The 15,842-nt window shown below is 68.9% G+C and carries 14 protein-coding genes and 1 tRNA gene; 4 read left to right on the top strand and 11 right to left on the bottom strand.

Going from position 1 to position 15,842, the window contains the following annotated elements; all coding sequences use genetic code 11:
* The first annotated feature begins 116 nt into the window (after window positions 1-116).
* Window positions 117-2,828, top strand: a complete 2,712-nt coding sequence (locus D1409_RS02520; protein WP_123533716.1) for a valine--tRNA ligase — start codon at window positions 117-119, stop codon at window positions 2,826-2,828.
* A gap of 9 nt (window positions 2,829-2,837) precedes the next feature.
* Here the strand turns inward: D1409_RS02520 and D1409_RS02515 are convergent, their stop codons facing one another.
* Together D1409_RS02515 and D1409_RS02510 are read right to left on the bottom strand one after the other, a co-directional pair.
* Window positions 2,838-3,683, bottom strand: a complete 846-nt coding sequence (locus D1409_RS02515; protein WP_123533714.1) for a phytanoyl-CoA dioxygenase family protein — start codon at window positions 3,681-3,683, stop codon at window positions 2,838-2,840.
* A gap of 87 nt (window positions 3,684-3,770) precedes the next feature.
* Entirely contained in the window at window positions 3,771-4,544 is a 774-nt protein-coding gene (locus D1409_RS02510) for a DUF1405 domain-containing protein (RefSeq protein WP_123533712.1), read from the bottom strand.
* 144 nt (window positions 4,545-4,688) lie between these two features.
* Here D1409_RS02510 and pdxS point away from each other — a divergent pair, with 144 nt between their 5' ends.
* On the top strand, window positions 4,689-5,597 hold the full coding sequence (gene pdxS, locus D1409_RS02505) for a pyridoxal 5'-phosphate synthase lyase subunit PdxS (RefSeq protein WP_123533710.1): 909 nt from the start codon (window positions 4,689-4,691) through the stop codon (window positions 5,595-5,597).
* Window positions 5,598-5,619: 22 nt separating this feature from the next.
* Here pdxS and D1409_RS02500 read toward each other — a convergent pair whose 3' ends face one another.
* The 5 genes from D1409_RS02500 to D1409_RS02480 form a co-directional block, all read right to left on the bottom strand.
* Window positions 5,620-6,303: a metallophosphoesterase family protein gene (locus D1409_RS02500; protein WP_123533708.1), complete on the bottom strand. Its 684-nt coding sequence runs from the start codon at window positions 6,301-6,303 to the stop codon at window positions 5,620-5,622.
* Window positions 6,304-6,308: 5 nt separating this feature from the next.
* Window positions 6,309-7,247, bottom strand: coding sequence for a hypothetical protein (locus D1409_RS02495; RefSeq protein WP_123533706.1), 939 nt, complete (start codon window positions 7,245-7,247; stop codon window positions 6,309-6,311).
* A gap of 50 nt (window positions 7,248-7,297) precedes the next feature.
* A complete protein-coding gene (locus D1409_RS02490; RefSeq protein ID WP_123533703.1) occupies window positions 7,298-7,864 on the bottom strand; it encodes a methyltransferase in 567 nt (188 codons plus the stop codon).
* The gene (locus D1409_RS02485) at window positions 7,861-8,310 is read right to left on the bottom strand and encodes a methyltransferase family protein (RefSeq protein WP_164471536.1); all 450 of its coding nucleotides are present in this window, start codon (window positions 8,308-8,310) and stop codon (window positions 7,861-7,863) included. Before D1409_RS02485 ends, D1409_RS02490 begins: the two co-directional genes overlap by 4 nt.
* A 147-nt stretch (window positions 8,311-8,457) precedes the next feature.
* On the bottom strand, window positions 8,458-9,000 hold the full coding sequence (locus D1409_RS02480) for a hypothetical protein (protein ID WP_123533698.1): 543 nt from the start codon (window positions 8,998-9,000) through the stop codon (window positions 8,458-8,460).
* Between the two features lie 136 nt (window positions 9,001-9,136).
* Here D1409_RS02480 and D1409_RS02475 point away from each other — a divergent pair, with 136 nt between their 5' ends.
* The gene (locus tag D1409_RS02475) at window positions 9,137-10,297 is read left to right on the top strand and encodes a mechanosensitive ion channel family protein (RefSeq protein ID WP_123533696.1); all 1,161 of its coding nucleotides are present in this window, start codon (window positions 9,137-9,139) and stop codon (window positions 10,295-10,297) included.
* A 64-nt stretch (window positions 10,298-10,361) separates the two neighbouring features.
* Here the strand turns inward: D1409_RS02475 and D1409_RS02470 are convergent, their stop codons facing one another.
* Together D1409_RS02470 and uppS are read right to left on the bottom strand one after the other, a co-directional pair.
* Complete coding sequence (locus D1409_RS02470) at window positions 10,362-10,679, bottom strand: hypothetical protein (protein WP_123533695.1); 318 nt, start codon at window positions 10,677-10,679, stop codon at window positions 10,362-10,364.
* Window positions 10,680-10,799: 120 nt separating this feature from the next.
* Window positions 10,800-11,732 carry a polyprenyl diphosphate synthase gene (gene uppS, locus D1409_RS02465; RefSeq protein WP_123533693.1) on the bottom strand — a complete coding sequence of 311 codons (933 nt, stop codon included), beginning with the start codon at window positions 11,730-11,732 and terminating at the stop codon, window positions 10,800-10,802.
* A gap of 134 nt (window positions 11,733-11,866) precedes the next feature.
* Here uppS and D1409_RS02460 point away from each other — a divergent pair, with 134 nt between their 5' ends.
* Window positions 11,867-12,790 (top strand): metallophosphoesterase, encoded by a 924-nt coding sequence (locus tag D1409_RS02460; RefSeq protein ID WP_123533691.1) that lies wholly within the window; start codon window positions 11,867-11,869, stop codon window positions 12,788-12,790.
* 39 nt (window positions 12,791-12,829) lie between these two features.
* On the opposite strand, the gene D1409_RS02455 is transcribed toward D1409_RS02460, so the two are convergent.
* Both D1409_RS02455 and D1409_RS02450 read right to left on the bottom strand, forming a co-directional pair.
* Window positions 12,830-15,406 carry a hypothetical protein gene (locus D1409_RS02455; RefSeq protein WP_123533689.1) on the bottom strand — a complete coding sequence of 859 codons (2,577 nt, stop codon included), beginning with the start codon at window positions 15,404-15,406 and terminating at the stop codon, window positions 12,830-12,832.
* Window positions 15,407-15,756: 350 nt separating this feature from the next.
* Window positions 15,757-15,827, bottom strand: a tRNA-Pro gene (locus D1409_RS02450).
* Window positions 15,828-15,842 lie beyond the last annotated feature (15 nt).

Raw genomic sequence — 15,842 nt, 5'->3', positions numbered from 1 at the left:
GTATCCCGACACAGACCTATGCACGAATCACCACCGACCACGGACAGCGCGCATCGACCACCAGCCACGGCCACACCGGCCGCATCGACCCCGACACGCTCCGGGAGTGAGTCCCGATGAGCACCGACAGCGAGAGCGCGAGCGACGACGCGGCCGCCGACGAGAGCGCCACCGAGAACACCCTCCCCGGCGAGTACGACCCCGGAGCGGTCGAGCCGAAGTGGCAGGACCGCTGGGTCGACGAGGGGACCTACGAGTACGACGGCGACGCGGACGTCGACTCCAACCTCGTCTACTCCATCGACACGCCGCCGCCGACGGTCTCCGGGAGCCTCCACATGGGCCACCTCTACGCCCACACGCTCCAGGACTTCACCGCCCGCTACCACCGGATGGCGCGGGAGCACACGTTCTTCCCGTTCGGCTACGACGACAACGGCATCGCCTCCGAGCGACTCACCGAGCAGGAACTCGGCATCCGCCACCAGGACTTCACCCGTCGCGAGTTCCAGGAGAAGTGCCGCGAGGTCTGCCAGGACTACGAGGCGGAGTTCACCGACGAGATGCAGTCGCTCGCGATGTCCATCGACTGGACGAACACCTACAAGACCATCGAGCCGCGCGTCCAGCGCATCTCACAGCTCTCCTTTATCGACCTGTACGAGCAGGGCCGCGAGTACCGCCAGCGCGCCCCGACCATCTGGTGTCCCGACTGCGAGACGGCCATCTCGCAGGTCGAACAGGAGGACAAGGACAAGCACACGAAGTTCAATGACATCGACTTCGACCTGCTGGAGACCAGTGACGGCGCGGCCGCCGACGGCGCCACCTTCACCATCTCGACGACTCGCCCCGAACTCCTGCCGGCCTGCGTCTCCGTGTTCGTCCACCCGGACGACGACGAGAACCAGCACCTCGTCGGCGGCACCGCGAAGGTCCCCATCTTCGGTCAGGAGGTCCCCATCATCGCCGACGAGCGCGTCGACATGGAGACCGGGAGCGGCATCGTCATGTCCTGTACCTTCGGCGACCAGACCGACATCGAGTGGTACCAGGCCCACGACCTGCCCCTGCGCATCGCCATCGACGAGTCGGGGACGATGACCGACCTCGCCGGCGACTACCAGGGCATGTCCACCGAGGAGGCCCGCGAGGCGATCATCGAGGACCTCGACGACGTCGGCGCGCTCGTCGAGAGCCGCGACCACGACCACACCGTCCAGGTCCACGAGCGCTGTGAGACGGAGGTCGAGTACCTCGTCACCGAGCAGTGGTACGTCGAGATGCTCGACCGCACCGACGACTACCTCGAAGCGGGCCGCGAGATGGAGTGGTACCCCGAGAAGATGTTCACCCGCTACCAGCACTGGATCGAGGGGCTGGAGTGGGACTGGTGTATCTCCCGCCAGCGCGACTCGGGCATCCCGATCCCCGTCTGGTACTGCGAGGACTGCGGCGAGACGATCATGGCCGAGAAGGAGGACCTGCCCGTCGACCCCCTCTCGGACGACCCGCCGGTCGACGCCTGCTCCGAGTGCGGCGGCAGCGACTTCCGCCCGGAGGAGGACGTCTTCGACACGTGGGCCACCTCGTCGCTCACGCCCCTCATCAACGCGGGCTGGGACTGGGACGCCGAGGCCGGCGAGTTCACGATGGAACACCCGGAGCTCTACCAGTTCGACCTGCGCCCGCAGGGTCACGACATCATCTCGTTCTGGCTGTTCCACACCGTCGTCAAGTGCTACGAGCACACCGGCGAGGTGCCCTTCGAGAACGTCATGATCAACGGGCACGTCCTCGACGAGAACCGCGAGAAGATGTCCTCCTCGCGGGGCAACGTCGTCCTCCCGGAGGAGGTCATGGAGAAGTACCCCGTCGACGCCATCCGCTTCTGGTCGGCCAGCGCCTCCGTCGGCGACGACTTCCCGTACAAGGAGGGCGACCTCGAGGCCGGCGAACGCCTGCTCCAGAAGCTCTGGAACGCCTCCCGGCTGATCGACCAGCTCACGCCGGCAGCCGACGCCGTCGAGGAGCCTGACGAGGACGACCTCGCGGCCGTCGACCGCTGGATGCTCGCCGAACTCGACGACGCCGTCGACTCGCTCACCGAGCAGTTCGAGGCCTACGAGTTCTCGAAGGCGCGCAACGAACTGCGGTCGTTCTTCTGGAACAGCTTCTGCGACGACTACCTGGAGATCGCCAAACAGCGCCTTAGCGACGGCGGCGACGCCTCCACGGAGTACGCGCTCGTCACCGCTCACCGGACGTTCCTGAAGCTGTTCGCCCCGTTCCTCCCGCACGTCACGGAGGAGCTCTGGCAGCGTCTCTACACGGACGAGGCCGAGGAACTGGACTCCGTCCACACGACCGACTGGCCGGAGACGCGCGGCTACGACGCGGATCTGGAGGCTGGCGAACGCGCGATGGAGGTCATCGCCGCGCTCCGCCGCTACAAGACCGACTCCGGACTCCCGCTCAACGCCGACCTCGACACCGTCCAGGTGTACGGCGGCATCGCCGGCTTCGAGGACGCCGTCGCCGAGGCGATGCACGTCGCCGACCTGGAGACGCTCGACGAACCGCCGGAGGTCACGACGGAAGTCACCGGCGTCGACCTCGACTACTCGCTGGTCGGCCCCGAGTACGGCAGCGAGGTCGGCGACATCGACGCCGCCATCGAGGCCGGCGAGTTCGAGGAAGTCGACGGGAAACTGCAGGTCGCCGGCGTCGAACTCGACGGCGAGATGTACGAGATAGAGGAGTCCCGCACCTACTCCGGCGAGGGCGAGATGATCGAGACGGAGAACGCCGTCCTGATCGTCGGCTGATCGCGGTTCCTATTCTTCCCGAACGACCGGCTCCCCGCCTTCGACGAACGGAACGCCGGCCATTGCCGGCCAGTACCCGAAGAGGTCGCTCGCGGCGTCGCGGCGGATGTCCTCGACGTCCTCCCGGGAGAACCGGCTGATCGCGGCCATCCGGGCGCGCTCGCCGGTGTTGATCCCGGCGGCGTGCGTCAGCAGGCCGTGCCAGAGGACGACCGTACCGGCAGACCCCGCCACCTCGTAGGGGTCGGTCTGCTCGTAGAATCGGCGGTCGTAGTCCCACTCGCCCGCCTCCTCGCCCATCGCGGGGAGCTGCGAGTTGTTCGGCGTGCCGCCGACCGATTCGAGCGCGTGGTCCTCGAAGTACGCCGCGGCGACGCGGTGCGAGCCCGGCCAGACGGTGAAGCCGCCGCCTCGCGGCCCCACGTCCTCCAGATAGACGGCCGCCCCCAACTGGAACGTCGTGACTTCGGGATTCTCGTCGAACGCGGCGTAGCCGTCGAGGTGCCCCGCCACGGATTTGGGCCCGTGGACCGGGTCGGCGGCGTCCTCGTCCGGGAACTTGAGCGCGACCTGCATTCCCGGCCCCGGCGGTGCGAGGACGCCCTCGCCCACGAGCGCCTCGGCCGCGGGGAACAGCGCATCGGCGATCACGGTAAACGGCTCCTCTGGAACGCCCTCGACCGCCACCTCGTACCCCGACCCGATCACCTGGTCGGGGTCGTCTGGGTCGACGTCTATCGCGTCGACGACGGACCCGCGAGCGTCTTCGACCAGTTCGGCCGGGAGCAGGTCGTCGCGCGTGAGAAACCCGTTGCGCGCGAACGACCTGCGCTCCGCATCGGTGAACGATACCATACCACTCACTCGGGAGAGCGCGGTGTATAGCTTCGGACCGCGGAAGCACGTTCCCGGAGCGGCCGCGCCGGGGGCGACGCCGTCGCCTCACTCCGCGCCGCGTTTCACCTTCTCGACGCGGGTCGCGAGCGCGAGGAAGGTCGCGACGAGCGTGAGCACGACGGCCCACCCCGCGGCGAGGTCGTGCGCGGCGACGGAGTGGTCGGGGACGCCGGCCGCGAGGAACGGTTCGGCCCGCAGCCAGGTGTGATGCGGGCCGTCCAGCAGCGGCCAGAAGTAGTCGACCACGTCGTTGAAGCCGTACCACGCGAGGGCGACGGCGACCGAGCCGACGGAGAACCTCGCGTAGCGGTGGATCAGGAACGCTTCGACGGCCATCGCGACGTGACTGAGTATCAGGAACCAGTAGAGCCACGCGGCGATGCCGCCGGGGCCGTTGAGGACCAGCTGGACGAACGGCGTCCAGAGGCCGAGTTTGATACAGCCGAAGAAGGCGAGCATGTGGAGGGGGCCGGCGTCGAGGTCGAGTCGCCACGCGACCAGCGAGAGGCCGATGAACATCGTGGCGACGGGCGAGTCCGGGATGAGGGCGTAGGCGAGCGGCTGTGCGGCGCCGAGCTGTCCCCCAAGGAGCGGCGGAGCGAGGTCCGTCGGACGGCCGGCGTAGTACCAGAAGCCGAAGAGCGTGCCGACGAGGTTGACGAGCGCGATCGGCCAGGCGAGGCGGAGGCCGAGGTCTTCGAGCCACTGGGGGAGCGGCGCGACGGAAGCGGGGAGGCCCTCGGCCTCGGGCAGCGGCGCGTCGAAGTAGCGGGCGACGATCCGCTCGACGCGGCGACCAGCGCGGGTGACGGCCGACATGTCTCTCCCTGTGGACGCCGAGCGCAAAACGGTAGCGGTCGGGCGGGTCGGCGGGACGGGTCGGTCGCGCGGTTCAGTCGGTCGAGCCGGTCGAGCGCGCCGGGAAAGATACTCGTTAAGTGATTCCGACGCGAAGACCGGGACATGACCGACGAAACGGATCTGGAGGAACTCCGTCGCGGGACCGAACTGGTCAAGCGCGGGTTCGCGAAGATGCAGAAGGGCGGCGTCATCATGGACGTCGTGAACCGCGAGCAGGCGCGCATCGCCGAGGACGTGGGCGCCGTCGCGGTCATGAACCTCGAAGCCGTCCCGGCCGACATCCGCAAGCGCGGCGGCGTCGCCCGGATGGCCGACCCGGCGTCGCTCCGCGAGGTCATCGACGAGGTGTCCATCCCGGTGATGGGCAAGGCCCGCATCGGCCACACGAAGGAGGCGCAGATCCTCGAGGCCACGGGCGCGGACATGATCGACGAGAGCGAGGTGCTTACGCCCGCCGACGACAAGTACCACATCGACAAGCGCGACTTCACCTCGCCGTTCGTCTGCGGCGCGCGCAACCTCGGCGAGGCCCTCCGGCGCATCGACGAGGGCGCGGCGATGATCCGGACCAAGGGCGAGGCCGGCACGGGCGACGTGAACCAGGCCGTCCACCACCAGCGCAACATCAAGAGCGCGATCCGCAAACTCGAAGGCATGAGCCACGAGGAGCGCGAGGCGTGGGCCCGCGAGAACGACGCGCCCGCCGACCTCGTCCACGAGACCGCGGAGATGGGCCGTCTGCCTGTCGTCAACTTCGCCGCCGGCGGCATCGCGACCCCCGCGGACGCGGCGCTCATGATGCACCACGGCTGTGACGGCATCTTCGTCGGCTCGGGCATCTTCGGCGCGGAGGACCCCGAGGCGATGGGCACGGCCATCGTCGAGGCCGTCAACAACTGGGACGACCCCGAGACGCTCGCCGAGATCGCCTCGAACATCGGCGAAGGCATGAAGGGCGACGCCAACGTCGACCTGCCCGAGGAAGAGAAGATGCAGGGTCGCGGCGTCTAATCGCTCGGTTCTCGGTTTCCGTTCACTCTCGCTCGCTCGGCGTCTCGAACCGCTCCAGCGTCAGCGTCGCCGGGTCGAGGTCGTAGTACCGCTCCCAGACCGGCGCCAGCGAGACGACGCGAGTCTCCCCGATCGTCAGCTCCGCGTGGGTGTGGTGGTGGCCGACGAGACACAGCGACGGCTCCACAGCCCCGATCAGCTCGTCGATCGCGTCGATCCCCGGATCGTAGCTGTAGCTGACGAGACCGTGCGGTGCCGCGTGCGTGAGGAGCAGGTCGACGTCGACCTCGCGACCGCGTTCGATGGCCCGTTCGACCTCCGCACGGGTGAAGTGTCGACGCCGGTCGTCCGCGAGGTCCGCTCGGTCGTAGTCGTACCTCGTCGGCGCGTAGTTGCCCGAGAGCCCCAGGACGGTCAGCCCGCGCACCTCGACGAGGTCGCTGGCGATCAGGTGTGCGTTGCGGACTTCGGTGGCAATTTCGGGGCCGCCCTCCGGTGTGTCCGACCCGGTCCCGCTCGACCGCAGGGCGTCGATCACGTCGAAGTCCTCGTTGTTCCCGGCGACGAACCACGTGGGGACTGGCAGGTCGTAGTACTCCAGGTCGCCGACGTGGAGGGCGATCTCGGCACCGGAGGCCTCGTAGGCGGCCAGCAGTCGCCGGCGGTTCTCCGGGTCGGCGGCGTGGGCGTCGCCCAGGACGAGCATCGGCGTCACCCCGCCGCCAGCAGGTCGTCGATGCGCGCCTCGAGCGTCTCGATCTCGTCCCGGAGCTCGTCCGCGTCCTCGTCTCCGAGGTCGTCGAGCCTGTCCTTGAGCCCCTGGAGTCGCGACCGCTTGGCCCCCGACTCCACGCTCGTCTTCTGCACGTAGTACTGGTCGTGGACGTCGTACACGTCGCGCTCGTCGACGTTCGTGGTAGCCACGACCACGTCGAGTTTCTCCTCGTCGACGCCGAGCACCCACTCGTGTGGGACGCCCTCCTCGTCGAGGCGGTTGAGTATCTCGTCCTCGTCTTTCAGCTGGCGACGCTCGCGGCCCGTCCGAGTGACGCTCCCGTACTGGCCGTGGAGGCGGCCGTCGGGGCCGAGGGAGTCGAGCAGTTCGTCGCCGACGCCCCTGCGGAGGTCGTCGGCGCCCCACTGGAGGTCCGAGAGCAGGACGTACAGGTCGACGGCGTCCTCCGACGAGAGCCTCCCGAGCTCGGTCGCGTCGTGGCGCTCCAGCCAGTCGGCGACGAGCAGTGCGTCGTCGTGGACCTCCTCGGGCGGGCGGCGAACGTCCCAGCGCGAGCGGCGGAACGGACTGGTGGCGCCGTCCTCCGACTCGGCCGCTGTCCCGTCGGTGGCTTCGAGCGCCCCGGCTTCGACGGCGAACCCGGGTGCGAGCGAGAGCACCGAGACGTACGGACCGACGCCCGGCGGGAGTTCGTCGAGCGAGAGCGGATCCTCGGCGACGCGGTCCGCGAGCACCTCGAACTGGTCGCGCCGGAGCGTCCGCTCGCCGTCGTCCCGGAACGTGACGAGGATGGCCGTCTCGTCCGTGCGGTCGACGGCGAACACCCGCTCGTCTCCGGGCGTGACCAGAACCGCGTCGGGGTCGAGCGAGTCACACCGTTCGCGGAGCGTCCGCCATCGGGCGTCGAAGGTCATACCGCCAGTAGGAGTCACGCGTGGAAAAGCGACGCGCCGAACCGACCGGCTCACCGCTCCGCGACGATCATCGAGTCGGGGCCGGGGAGGTCGGCGCGTCGCGTCTCGGCGAACCCCGCGTCGTCGAGCCACCGCTCGCACTCGGCGAACGTGTACCCGCGACCGGCCTCCATCGTCACGAGCATGTTCAGACTCATCAGGAGCGCGTGGGCGTGCTTCCGCCGCTCGTCGTCGACGATCATCCCGTACACGACGAGCGTCCCGTCGGCCGGGAGCGCGTCGGCGACCCGTCCGAGGAGACGGCGAGTGCGTTCCTCGTCCCAGTTGTGCAGGACGTGCCCGAGGACGTACACCTCGGCGTCCGGGAGCGAGTCCTCGAAGAAGTCGCCCGCGCGGAAGTCGACCCGGTCGTCGAGTCTGGCGTCGGCGACGTGGTCCCGGAACTGCGACTCGACCGGCGGGAGGTCGAGGCCGACACCGGTGAGATGCGAGTGCCGACCGACGACCTCGGTGAGAAAGGCGCCCTTCGACGCGCCCAGGTCACAGACCCGATCGTACTCCTCCCAGGGAAAGCGGTCGGCGATGGCGTCGGCCGAGAGGGCGCTGAACCCGCTCATCGCGTCGTGGAACGCCGCGAGGCGTCCTCGTCGTCGGCGACGAGGTCGTAGGCGTCCCCCTCGCCCGGGTCGGGAGCGCCGGTCTGTGGCTCACCGGTCCGCAACGCGTCGTCGAGACCGGCCCACGATCCGTAGATGCTCGTGCCGGCGAAGGCCAGGAAGTCGCCGGCGTAGGCCCCCCCGTCCGGATCCAGATACCGCTCTGCCGCCCCTGCGAGGCTGTACACTCCGTCCTCGCGGTCGAGCAGGTCGAGCGCGACGAGGGCATCGAAGAAGTCGGCGGCGCCCCTGTCGTCGACGCCGGTTCGGTCCGCGAGCAGCCCGAGTTCGAGCGGTTCCGAGGCGAGTTCCTCGAACACGCCGAACTCGACGGCGACGGCGAGCGCCCGCGACTCCATGAAGCCGAACCCCACGTCGAACGGCCCGTCGGCCCCCGGTTCAGACACGCCGACCACCGCCGGACGGTCGCGAGTCGCGCGTCGGTCGCTCTGTTCGTCGATCGAGTGACATGGATCCGGGAGCGACGACCCTGCCCGACAAAAACGTTCCGTTCGAGTGACCGTTCGAGTGACCGTTCTGTGTCCGTCTCCGGATCACTGCGGTGATTCGGCAGCGGAGGCGGCGGGTGCCTCGTCGTGGCGTCGCCGGAGGTAGCCGAGGCCGAGGCCGACGGCGGTCGTCACGACCATCGGCGTGCCCAGCGTGGCGACCAGCGCGACGAACGTCCCGACGAGACCCCAGGCGACGGCGTTTATCAGGTACCCCGCGACGATGATCGGGGTGACGAGGGAGACGTCTGCACTGTAGCCGCCGGCCTGCGGGAGCGTCATCCCGAGTATCGCCAGCGGCGGCGCGACGACGAGCGTCAGACTTCCCACGAGCAGGCCCATCAACCCGTACGCTCGGTACGACCGTCCGTCGGTCCACGAGAGCGGGTAGCGCCAGACGACCACGCCGGAGACGAACGCGCCCAGCGTCGCGGAGACGGCGAGCACAGACGCCGAGACGACGAACAGCCCGTACGGGCTGACGAACCTGACGTACGCGGCCGTGTACGCCAGCGCCGACGCGGCGAACGCGATGCCCGCGACTAGCGGTCGGTCGGCCCGACTCCCGACCCACGACGCGAGGCTCACGTCCGTGTCACGCGTGGCGGCGACATGTAAAGCCACTGTCCGTCTCTGGGAGGCGACACCGGCGCCTGCCGGAGCCCTCGGCAACGACCACGGAGTAACAAAACGCCCATAACTGTCCATTCACGATGGGGTAGGTATGTTCCAAGCGACGACGACTGCCGAGTCGACCCGGGCGTTCCTCGAAGGGTTCGACACGCTCGGCGGTCGATTCGGCTTCACCGCGGCGCTCCTCGTCGTCGTCGCGCTCGTCGGGTGGGCGATCGTCCCGCGACTGGTGGACGGCGTCGACGGGTCGGCGGTCCAGTGGGCCGTCGGCGGCGCGATCCTCCGGGCCGTCCAGTTCTGTCTGGTCGTCGGTGGAGCGGTCTCGCTGATCTACGTCTGGGGCTTCGGCTCGCTCGTCACCGAACTGGAGTCGCACTTCGAGGACGACATCGTGGTCGCGGGCCGCGTGCTCGGGTCGCTGTTCATCTTCTTCGCCGCGTACGCCGGCGCCAGATTCCTCTCGGGCGTCGTCGCCAACCTCGGACACCGCGCGGACTGGATGACCGACCACCAGGAGGAGATCGTGCTCCGCACCTCCCAGTTGCTCCTGTTCGGCTTCGTCGGCCTGGTCATCCTCGGCATCTGGGACGCGAACATCGGCGGCCTCCTCGTCGGTGCCGGCTTCCTCGGCATCGTCGTCGGCCTCGCGGCCAGACAGACCCTCGGGTCGCTCATCGCCGGGTTCGTCCTCATGTTCTCCCGGCCGTTCACTATCGGCGACTGGGTGCAGGTCGGCGACGAGGAGGGGATCGTCACCGACATCACCATCTTCAACACCCGACTGGAGAACTTCGACGGCGAGTTCGTCGTCCTCCCCAACGACAGCGTCGCCGACCGGGCGATCACGAACCGGAGTCAGAAGGGACTCCTCCGGATCCGCGTCGACGTGGGTATCGACTACGCGGCCGACCCGGAACGCGCCCAGCAGGTGGCTATCGAGGCGATATCCGGTCTCTCGGAGGTCGTCGACGCCCCGCCGCCACAGGTGTTCCCGAAGGAGTTCGGCGACTCGTCGGTGATCCTCGAGATGCGGTTCTGGATCGACCACCCGACGCCCCCGCGCAAGTGGAAAGCCGTCTCGTCGGTCATCTCGTCGGTGAAGGCCGCCTTCGAAGCCGAGGGCATCAAGATCCCGTTCCCGCAGCGCGAACTCGCCGGCCGCGCCGAGTCGGGCGGGTTCCACGTCCGCGACACCGACGGGCAGACCGGGAACGCGGAGGACGCGACTCCGGAAGCACACGGCAACGACTGACGGACGGTAGTAGGTTACGACGGTCGCGGAGAAACTGTGCTGTCGACTCCGACCGTGGGGCCGCTCAGTCGACGCCGAAGTACCCCTCGACGACGAGCGCGAAGCCGACGATCCACACCCCGGCCAGCGCCGTGACGGCCGCGACGTGGAACGCCCACGCGATGCCGGCACCGCCGAGGAGCGGCGTCCCCATCGCCTCGCCGACCCACGAGAGCGGCCCCGTTGTCCCCTCGCGAGTCAGCGCGACCAGCAACGCCGTCACGAGCGCCGGTCCCGCCGCACCCAGCAACGCCAGCCCCAACCGGCGACTCGCTCGCGCGACGCTGCGCGGCCGCGTCCCGGTCGTCACGAACGCGTCCGCGTCCGAGCCCGAGTGTGCCATGATAGTGTATCTCACACACCACCCGGACTTAAACGTACCGTCATCCGTGTGAGGAAGTCGCACGGAGAATCGGTCGGACGGTTCGGCCGGAACGTCTGTTCAGTCGGCCGGCAGTCCCGTTCAGTCGGCCGGCTGTTCGAGTTCGGGATCGGTGTCGGTCTCCGCTTCGAGCGCTTCGCGTTCGGCGCTCGGGAGCGCGCCCTTGAACCGCTGGAGGACGCGACGGGCCTCGCTCACCTCGGCCTCGCCGAGCGCTCTGACGAGCGCGAGCGCGCGGCGGGCGCGAGTCTTGCGCCAGGACTCCTCGCGGTGTTCGTAGGTGCGGATCGACCGCAGGAAGTCCACTTTCCGGAACTCCGGCCAGTAGGGCGTACAGAAGTAGACGGCCGCTTCGTTGCCGTTCGCGTGCCACGGCAGGAAGTTCGACGTGCGTTCGTCGCCGCCGGTCCTGACGATCAGGTCCACGTCGCGGCTCGGACCCTCGTAGAGCCGCCGTTCGACCGTCGCGACGTCGATCTCGTCGGGGTCGAGCCCGTCGCGTTCGACTTCGCGAGCCACGTCCCTCGCGGCCGAGAGCAGTTCCGCGCGGCCGCCGTAGGCGAGCGCGATGTTGAGGTTGAGGGTGTCGTACCCGGCCGTCCGTCGCTCGGCGTAGTCGACCGCCTTGCGGACGCGCTCGGGGAGCTGCTGGGTCTCGCCGATCGCCCGGATCCGAACGCCGGAGTCGTGGACGCGGTCCGCGTCCGCGAACTCGCGGAGTTTCTCGCACAGCAGGTCGAACAGCGCCTCGTTCTCCTCCTCGGGGCGGTCGAAGTTCTCCGTCGAGAAGGTGTACAGCGTCAGTTCCTCGACGCCGAGTTCCTGGCACCACTCGAGGACCTGTTCGGTCGTCTCCGCACCGGCCCGGTGGCCGTCGGTGGCGTCGTCGCCCCTGTTCCGCGCGTATCGACGGTTCCCGTCCTGGATGACGGCGACGTGGCTGGGCGTGCCCGATACCTCCCACTCGAGCAGTCGCTCGTACGCGCCACGCGCCCACTGCCGCACTCGCTCCATCTATTAGGTTCTTTCAGGCCGCCGATATGAGTTTTGTGTTTGACTCGGCCGGAGGCGGCCAGCCACGTCCCGAAGCCGTTTTGACACCTTGCGCTGTAGGAGGTGATCGAACACGCCGAGATGACAGTCGCTCAATGATAGATCTCACTGCCGGAGCTCAGGACACGGTGCCCGCCCACGCCCGAGACGCGGTTGACGGTCTCGAGGCCGACGATCCCAGCGTCGTCAGCGTCAGCGACTTCCACGGCTATCTCGACGCGGCGCGCGCGGCGCTGACGGCCGTCGGCGACCACCCGGACTACGACCCGCTGGTCGACAGCGACGACGAGGGGCGACTCCACTGGGCCGGAGACGACGACTACGTCCTCGTCGTCAACGGCGACCTCGTGGACCGCGGCCCCGACAACGAAGGCGTCGTCGCGCTAGTCGAACGCCTCGCGCGCGAGGCCCCACCGGGTCACGTTCGCGTGACCCTCGGCAACCACGAGTGGGGCGTGCTGTTCCCCGACCTCGTCAGCTGGGACGAGTGGTACTCCGGGCAGCGGACCGACGACGACCGTCGCCAGCTCTGCGACGCCGTCGAGGCGGGCACCCTCGTCGCGGCCTACGAGGGGTACAACTTCACGTACGCTCACGCCGGACTGGTCACGGCGTACGACGCGTCGTCGGTCAACGACCGGTTCGTCGACGCCGCGCTCGAACTCCGCGAGACCGTCGCCACCCCCGACGACGCCGAGACCCAGCGTCGCCTGGTCGAGGACTACCGAGACGTGCTGGGCCTCGGCCGGCAGGGCGGTCGGGGTTTCGGCGCCGGGATCGCCTGGCTCGACTTCCGCTTCCTGACGGGCACCGCACCGCCCCAGATCGTCGGTCACACGCGCCAGGACCACCCCGTCCAGAAAGGCAACGTCGTCTGCGAGAACGTCATCCGGGCGAACCGGGACGACCCCGGCGGCGAGGCGGTCCTCGTCGAGACGCCCGACGCACTCGTCTCGCTCGAACGCACCGGCGACGGCGACGTCTCCCGCCGCCGGTTCGACGTGCCGGACGTCGACTGACGCCGCGTCCTCCGACCCGACGCAGACGGGGAACGGGACTCAGGTCCCGTCGTCGATCGCCTCGGTCGAGGGGGTGTAGACGTTCCGTTCGATCTCCGCCCAGTCGTCGAACGGGTCGCCGTCGGAGTATCCGAGTACTTCTCTGCCGCTGTTGTAGTTCATGACGCTGGTGTACTCGCCGTACGACACGTCGTTCGAGTCGATCCCGCGGTAGTCGCGGGACCCGAGGCCGAGCGAGTGCCCCATCTCGTGCATGAGGTGGTTGGCCTGGTAGAGCGGCGGGTCGAGCGGCTTGCCGACGAGCGCGCCGTTACTGTTCTCGATGGAGGCGAACCCGGCCACGTCGCGACCGTAGAGGTAGGGGTCGACCACGAGGATGCCGTACCGGTAGCCCTTCCCGTCGGTGTCCATGTGCTCGTCCATGATCCGGTTGCGTTCGGTGAGGTTCGTCGTCGGCGAGCGGGGTATCTCGTCGTCGACGTCGACGTGGAGCGCGATCCCCGTCGACCCGTCGGGGTTGTCGATCGGCGCGTCGGCGAACTCCTCGTCCAGCATGGAGAGCGCCTCCGGGGACGGTTTCCGCCCGCTCATGTAGTCGAACTCGAAGAAGACGTCGAACCTCGCCGGGTCTGCGCGCGACATCGCCGGGTCGTCCGAGACCTCCTCGCCGTCCGTGAGGCCGTCACCGTCCGAGTCCCTCACCGTCGGGTCGGATCCGTACCGGTTCACTTCGGGGCCGTCGCCGACGCCGTCGCCGTCCGAGTCCCGGAGCGTCGGGTCCGCGCCGCTGTCGAGTTCGTCGCCGTCGTCCAGTCCATCCCCGTCGGTGTCGGCGACCGCCGCGTCGGTATCACGCTCCAGTTCGAACCCGTCCCCGAGGCCGTCCCCGTCCGTATCCGCGACGGTCGGGTCGGTGGTCGAGCGATCGACCTCGGCTCCGTCCGCGATTCCGTCGCCGTCCGTGTCGGACGCCGCCGGGTCGGTCCCGAACTCGGTCACCTCGGACCCGTCCGCCAGCCCGTCACCGTCCGAATCGGATTCCAGCGGGTCGGTCCCGTACTCGTCGACCTCCGCGCCGTCGTCCAGCCCGTCGCCATCGGTGTCAGCGACGACCGGGTCCGTCCCGGTGTCGTCGATTTCTACACCGTCGTCGAGGCCGTCACCGTCCGTGTCCGCAGCGGTCAGGTTCGTTCCGGCCTCGATCTCGTCGCCGTCCGCGAGCGAGTCCCCGTCGGTGTCCGCCGTCGTCGGGTCGGACCCGTACGCCTCGACTTCCTCGCCGTCCGAGAGACCGTCCTCGTCCGTGTCTGCCACGAGCGGGTCGCTCCCGTGGGATTCGATCTCGGAGCCGTCCGCGAGGCCGTCTCCGTCGGTGTCCGCGACGACCGGGTCGGTCCCGTGCTCGCCCGTCTCCGCCCCGTCGGAGAGCCCGTCCGCGTCCGTGTCGGCCGCGAGCGGGTCCGTCTCGTGGTCCTCGACTTCGGCTCCGTCTCCCAGTCCGTCACCGTCCGTGTCCGCCACTGCGGGGTCGGTCTCGTGTCGGTTCACTTCCGCGCCGTCACCGAGTCCGTCACCGTCGGAGTCGCTCGCCGTCGGATCGGTCTCCTCGACCGCGACCTCGGTGTGGTCGTCCAGCCCGTCACCGTCCGTGTCAGCCACGAGCGCATCGGTTCCGTGCTCGTCGACTTCGGCGCCGTCACTCAGGCCGTCGTCGTCGGTGTCGGCGACCGTCGGGTCGGTGCCGAAGTCGTCGACCTCGGCACCGTCGTCGAGGCCGTCACCGTCCGTGTCCGCGACCGTCGGACCGGTCCCGCGGTCGAGTTCGACGCCGTCGTCCAGCCCGTCGCCGTCGGTGTCCGTCGCTAGCGGATCGCTCTCGTGCTCGCGGAGCTCGGTCGCGTCGTCGATGCCGTCCCCGTCCGAGTCTGCCGCGGATGGGTCCGTCCCGTACTCGTCGACCTCGGCGCTGTCCGCGAGCCCGTCACCGTCGCCGTCTGCGACTGTCGGGTCGGACCCGAGCGCGTCGACCTCCTGTCCGTCGGTCAGCCCGTCATCGTCGGTATCGGCGGCCGTCGGGTCGGTGCCGTGGTCGTCGACCTCGGCGCCGTCCGCGAGCCCGTCCCCGTCGGTGTCGGCGGTCGACGGATCCGTCCCGAGTTTCTGTTCGCGGCCGTCGTCCAGCCCGTCGCCGTCCGTGTCGGCCATTTTCGGGTCCGTCCCCGGGTCCGAGACCTCCGTGTCGTCGCCGAGTCCGTCCCCGTCCATGTCGGCGACGGCGGGGTCAGTCCCGTGGTCGTCGATCTCTGCGCCGTCCGAGAGACCGTCTCCGTCCGAATCGGTCGCCATCGGGTCCGTCTCGTAGCGACTGTGTTCCAGTCCGTCGTCGAGACCGTCCCCGTCCGTGTCGGCGACGACGGGGTCGGTTCCGTGTGTCCGTAACTCCGCGCTGTCGTCGAGACCGTCGCCGTCCGTGTCGGCCTCGAACGCGTCCGTCTCGGAGAACAGTTCCGCAGCCAGAGAGCGGTCGTCGCCGTCCGCGGAGACGAACCCCGCCGTCGCCCCGCCGACCGCGAGCATCACCACCAGGATCGCGACTGCCGACGTAACCTGCGCCATGCTTACACTCGATCATAGTTTTACCGTATATACTTTTCTGAGCGCCCCTAGTAGGTGTAAATAACTACCAGATACGGTCGGGTTACGTACCAGATGGGGCTGGAGACGTACGGTTGCCCCTCAGTTCGAAACGGAAAAGATTGGCACTGGAGAGCCCGCTAACTGGTGTTTAGTTTTCTGAGAGACGGGGCGATTTCCCCCGTCGTGTCACCTGCCTACGGCGGTGGGACACCTCGCATCAGGAAACAGGAGAATGATGGGAAGGCGAGAGGTCGTGAGGCGCGGCGCGGTCGCTAGCCGTTCGGTTCGTGGAAAAAGCGACACAGAGTGCCGCTCGAGTCGTGTTGAAGTGGGACCGCCGAGATTCGAACTCAGGTCCGACGCACCCCATGCGCCGAGGATACCGCTACCCCACGGTCCCGCGTATCGGCAGATG

The organism is Halosimplex salinum, assembly GCF_003730195.1.
Taxonomy (GTDB): domain Archaea; phylum Halobacteriota; class Halobacteria; order Halobacteriales; family Haloarculaceae; genus Halosimplex; species Halosimplex salinum.
The sequence above is the reverse complement of the archived record's forward strand: the minus strand, read 5'-3'. Positions and strand labels throughout refer to the sequence as shown.

What these genes read in the sequence shown, in the direction of transcription:
- D1409_RS02475 (WP_123533696.1), top strand. Translation starts at nt 9,137, where the DNA reads ATGTTCCAAGCGACGACGACTGCCGAGTCGACCCGGGCGTTCCTCGAA.
- D1409_RS02460 (WP_123533691.1), top strand. Translation starts at nt 11,867, where the DNA reads ATGATAGATCTCACTGCCGGAGCTCAGGACACGGTGCCCGCCCACGCC.
- D1409_RS02455 (WP_123533689.1), bottom strand. Translation starts at nt 15,406, where the DNA reads ATGGCGCAGGTTACGTCGGCAGTCGCGATCCTGGTGGTGATGCTCGCG.
- pdxS (WP_123533710.1), top strand. Translation starts at nt 4,689, where the DNA reads ATGACCGACGAAACGGATCTGGAGGAACTCCGTCGCGGGACCGAACTG.
- D1409_RS02510 (WP_123533712.1), bottom strand. Translation starts at nt 4,544, where the DNA reads ATGTCGGCCGTCACCCGCGCTGGTCGCCGCGTCGAGCGGATCGTCGCC.
- D1409_RS02490 (WP_123533703.1), bottom strand. Translation starts at nt 7,864, where the DNA reads ATGAGCGGGTTCAGCGCCCTCTCGGCCGACGCCATCGCCGACCGCTTT.
- D1409_RS02520 (WP_123533716.1), top strand. Translation starts at nt 117, where the DNA reads ATGAGCACCGACAGCGAGAGCGCGAGCGACGACGCGGCCGCCGACGAG.
- D1409_RS02470 (WP_123533695.1), bottom strand. Translation starts at nt 10,679, where the DNA reads ATGGCACACTCGGGCTCGGACGCGGACGCGTTCGTGACGACCGGGACG.
- D1409_RS02515 (WP_123533714.1), bottom strand. Translation starts at nt 3,683, where the DNA reads ATGGTATCGTTCACCGATGCGGAGCGCAGGTCGTTCGCGCGCAACGGG.
- D1409_RS02495 (WP_123533706.1), bottom strand. Translation starts at nt 7,247, where the DNA reads ATGACCTTCGACGCCCGATGGCGGACGCTCCGCGAACGGTGTGACTCG.
- D1409_RS02500 (WP_123533708.1), bottom strand. Translation starts at nt 6,303, where the DNA reads ATGCTCGTCCTGGGCGACGCCCACGCCGCCGACCCGGAGAACCGCCGG.
- uppS (WP_123533693.1), bottom strand. Translation starts at nt 11,732, where the DNA reads ATGGAGCGAGTGCGGCAGTGGGCGCGTGGCGCGTACGAGCGACTGCTC.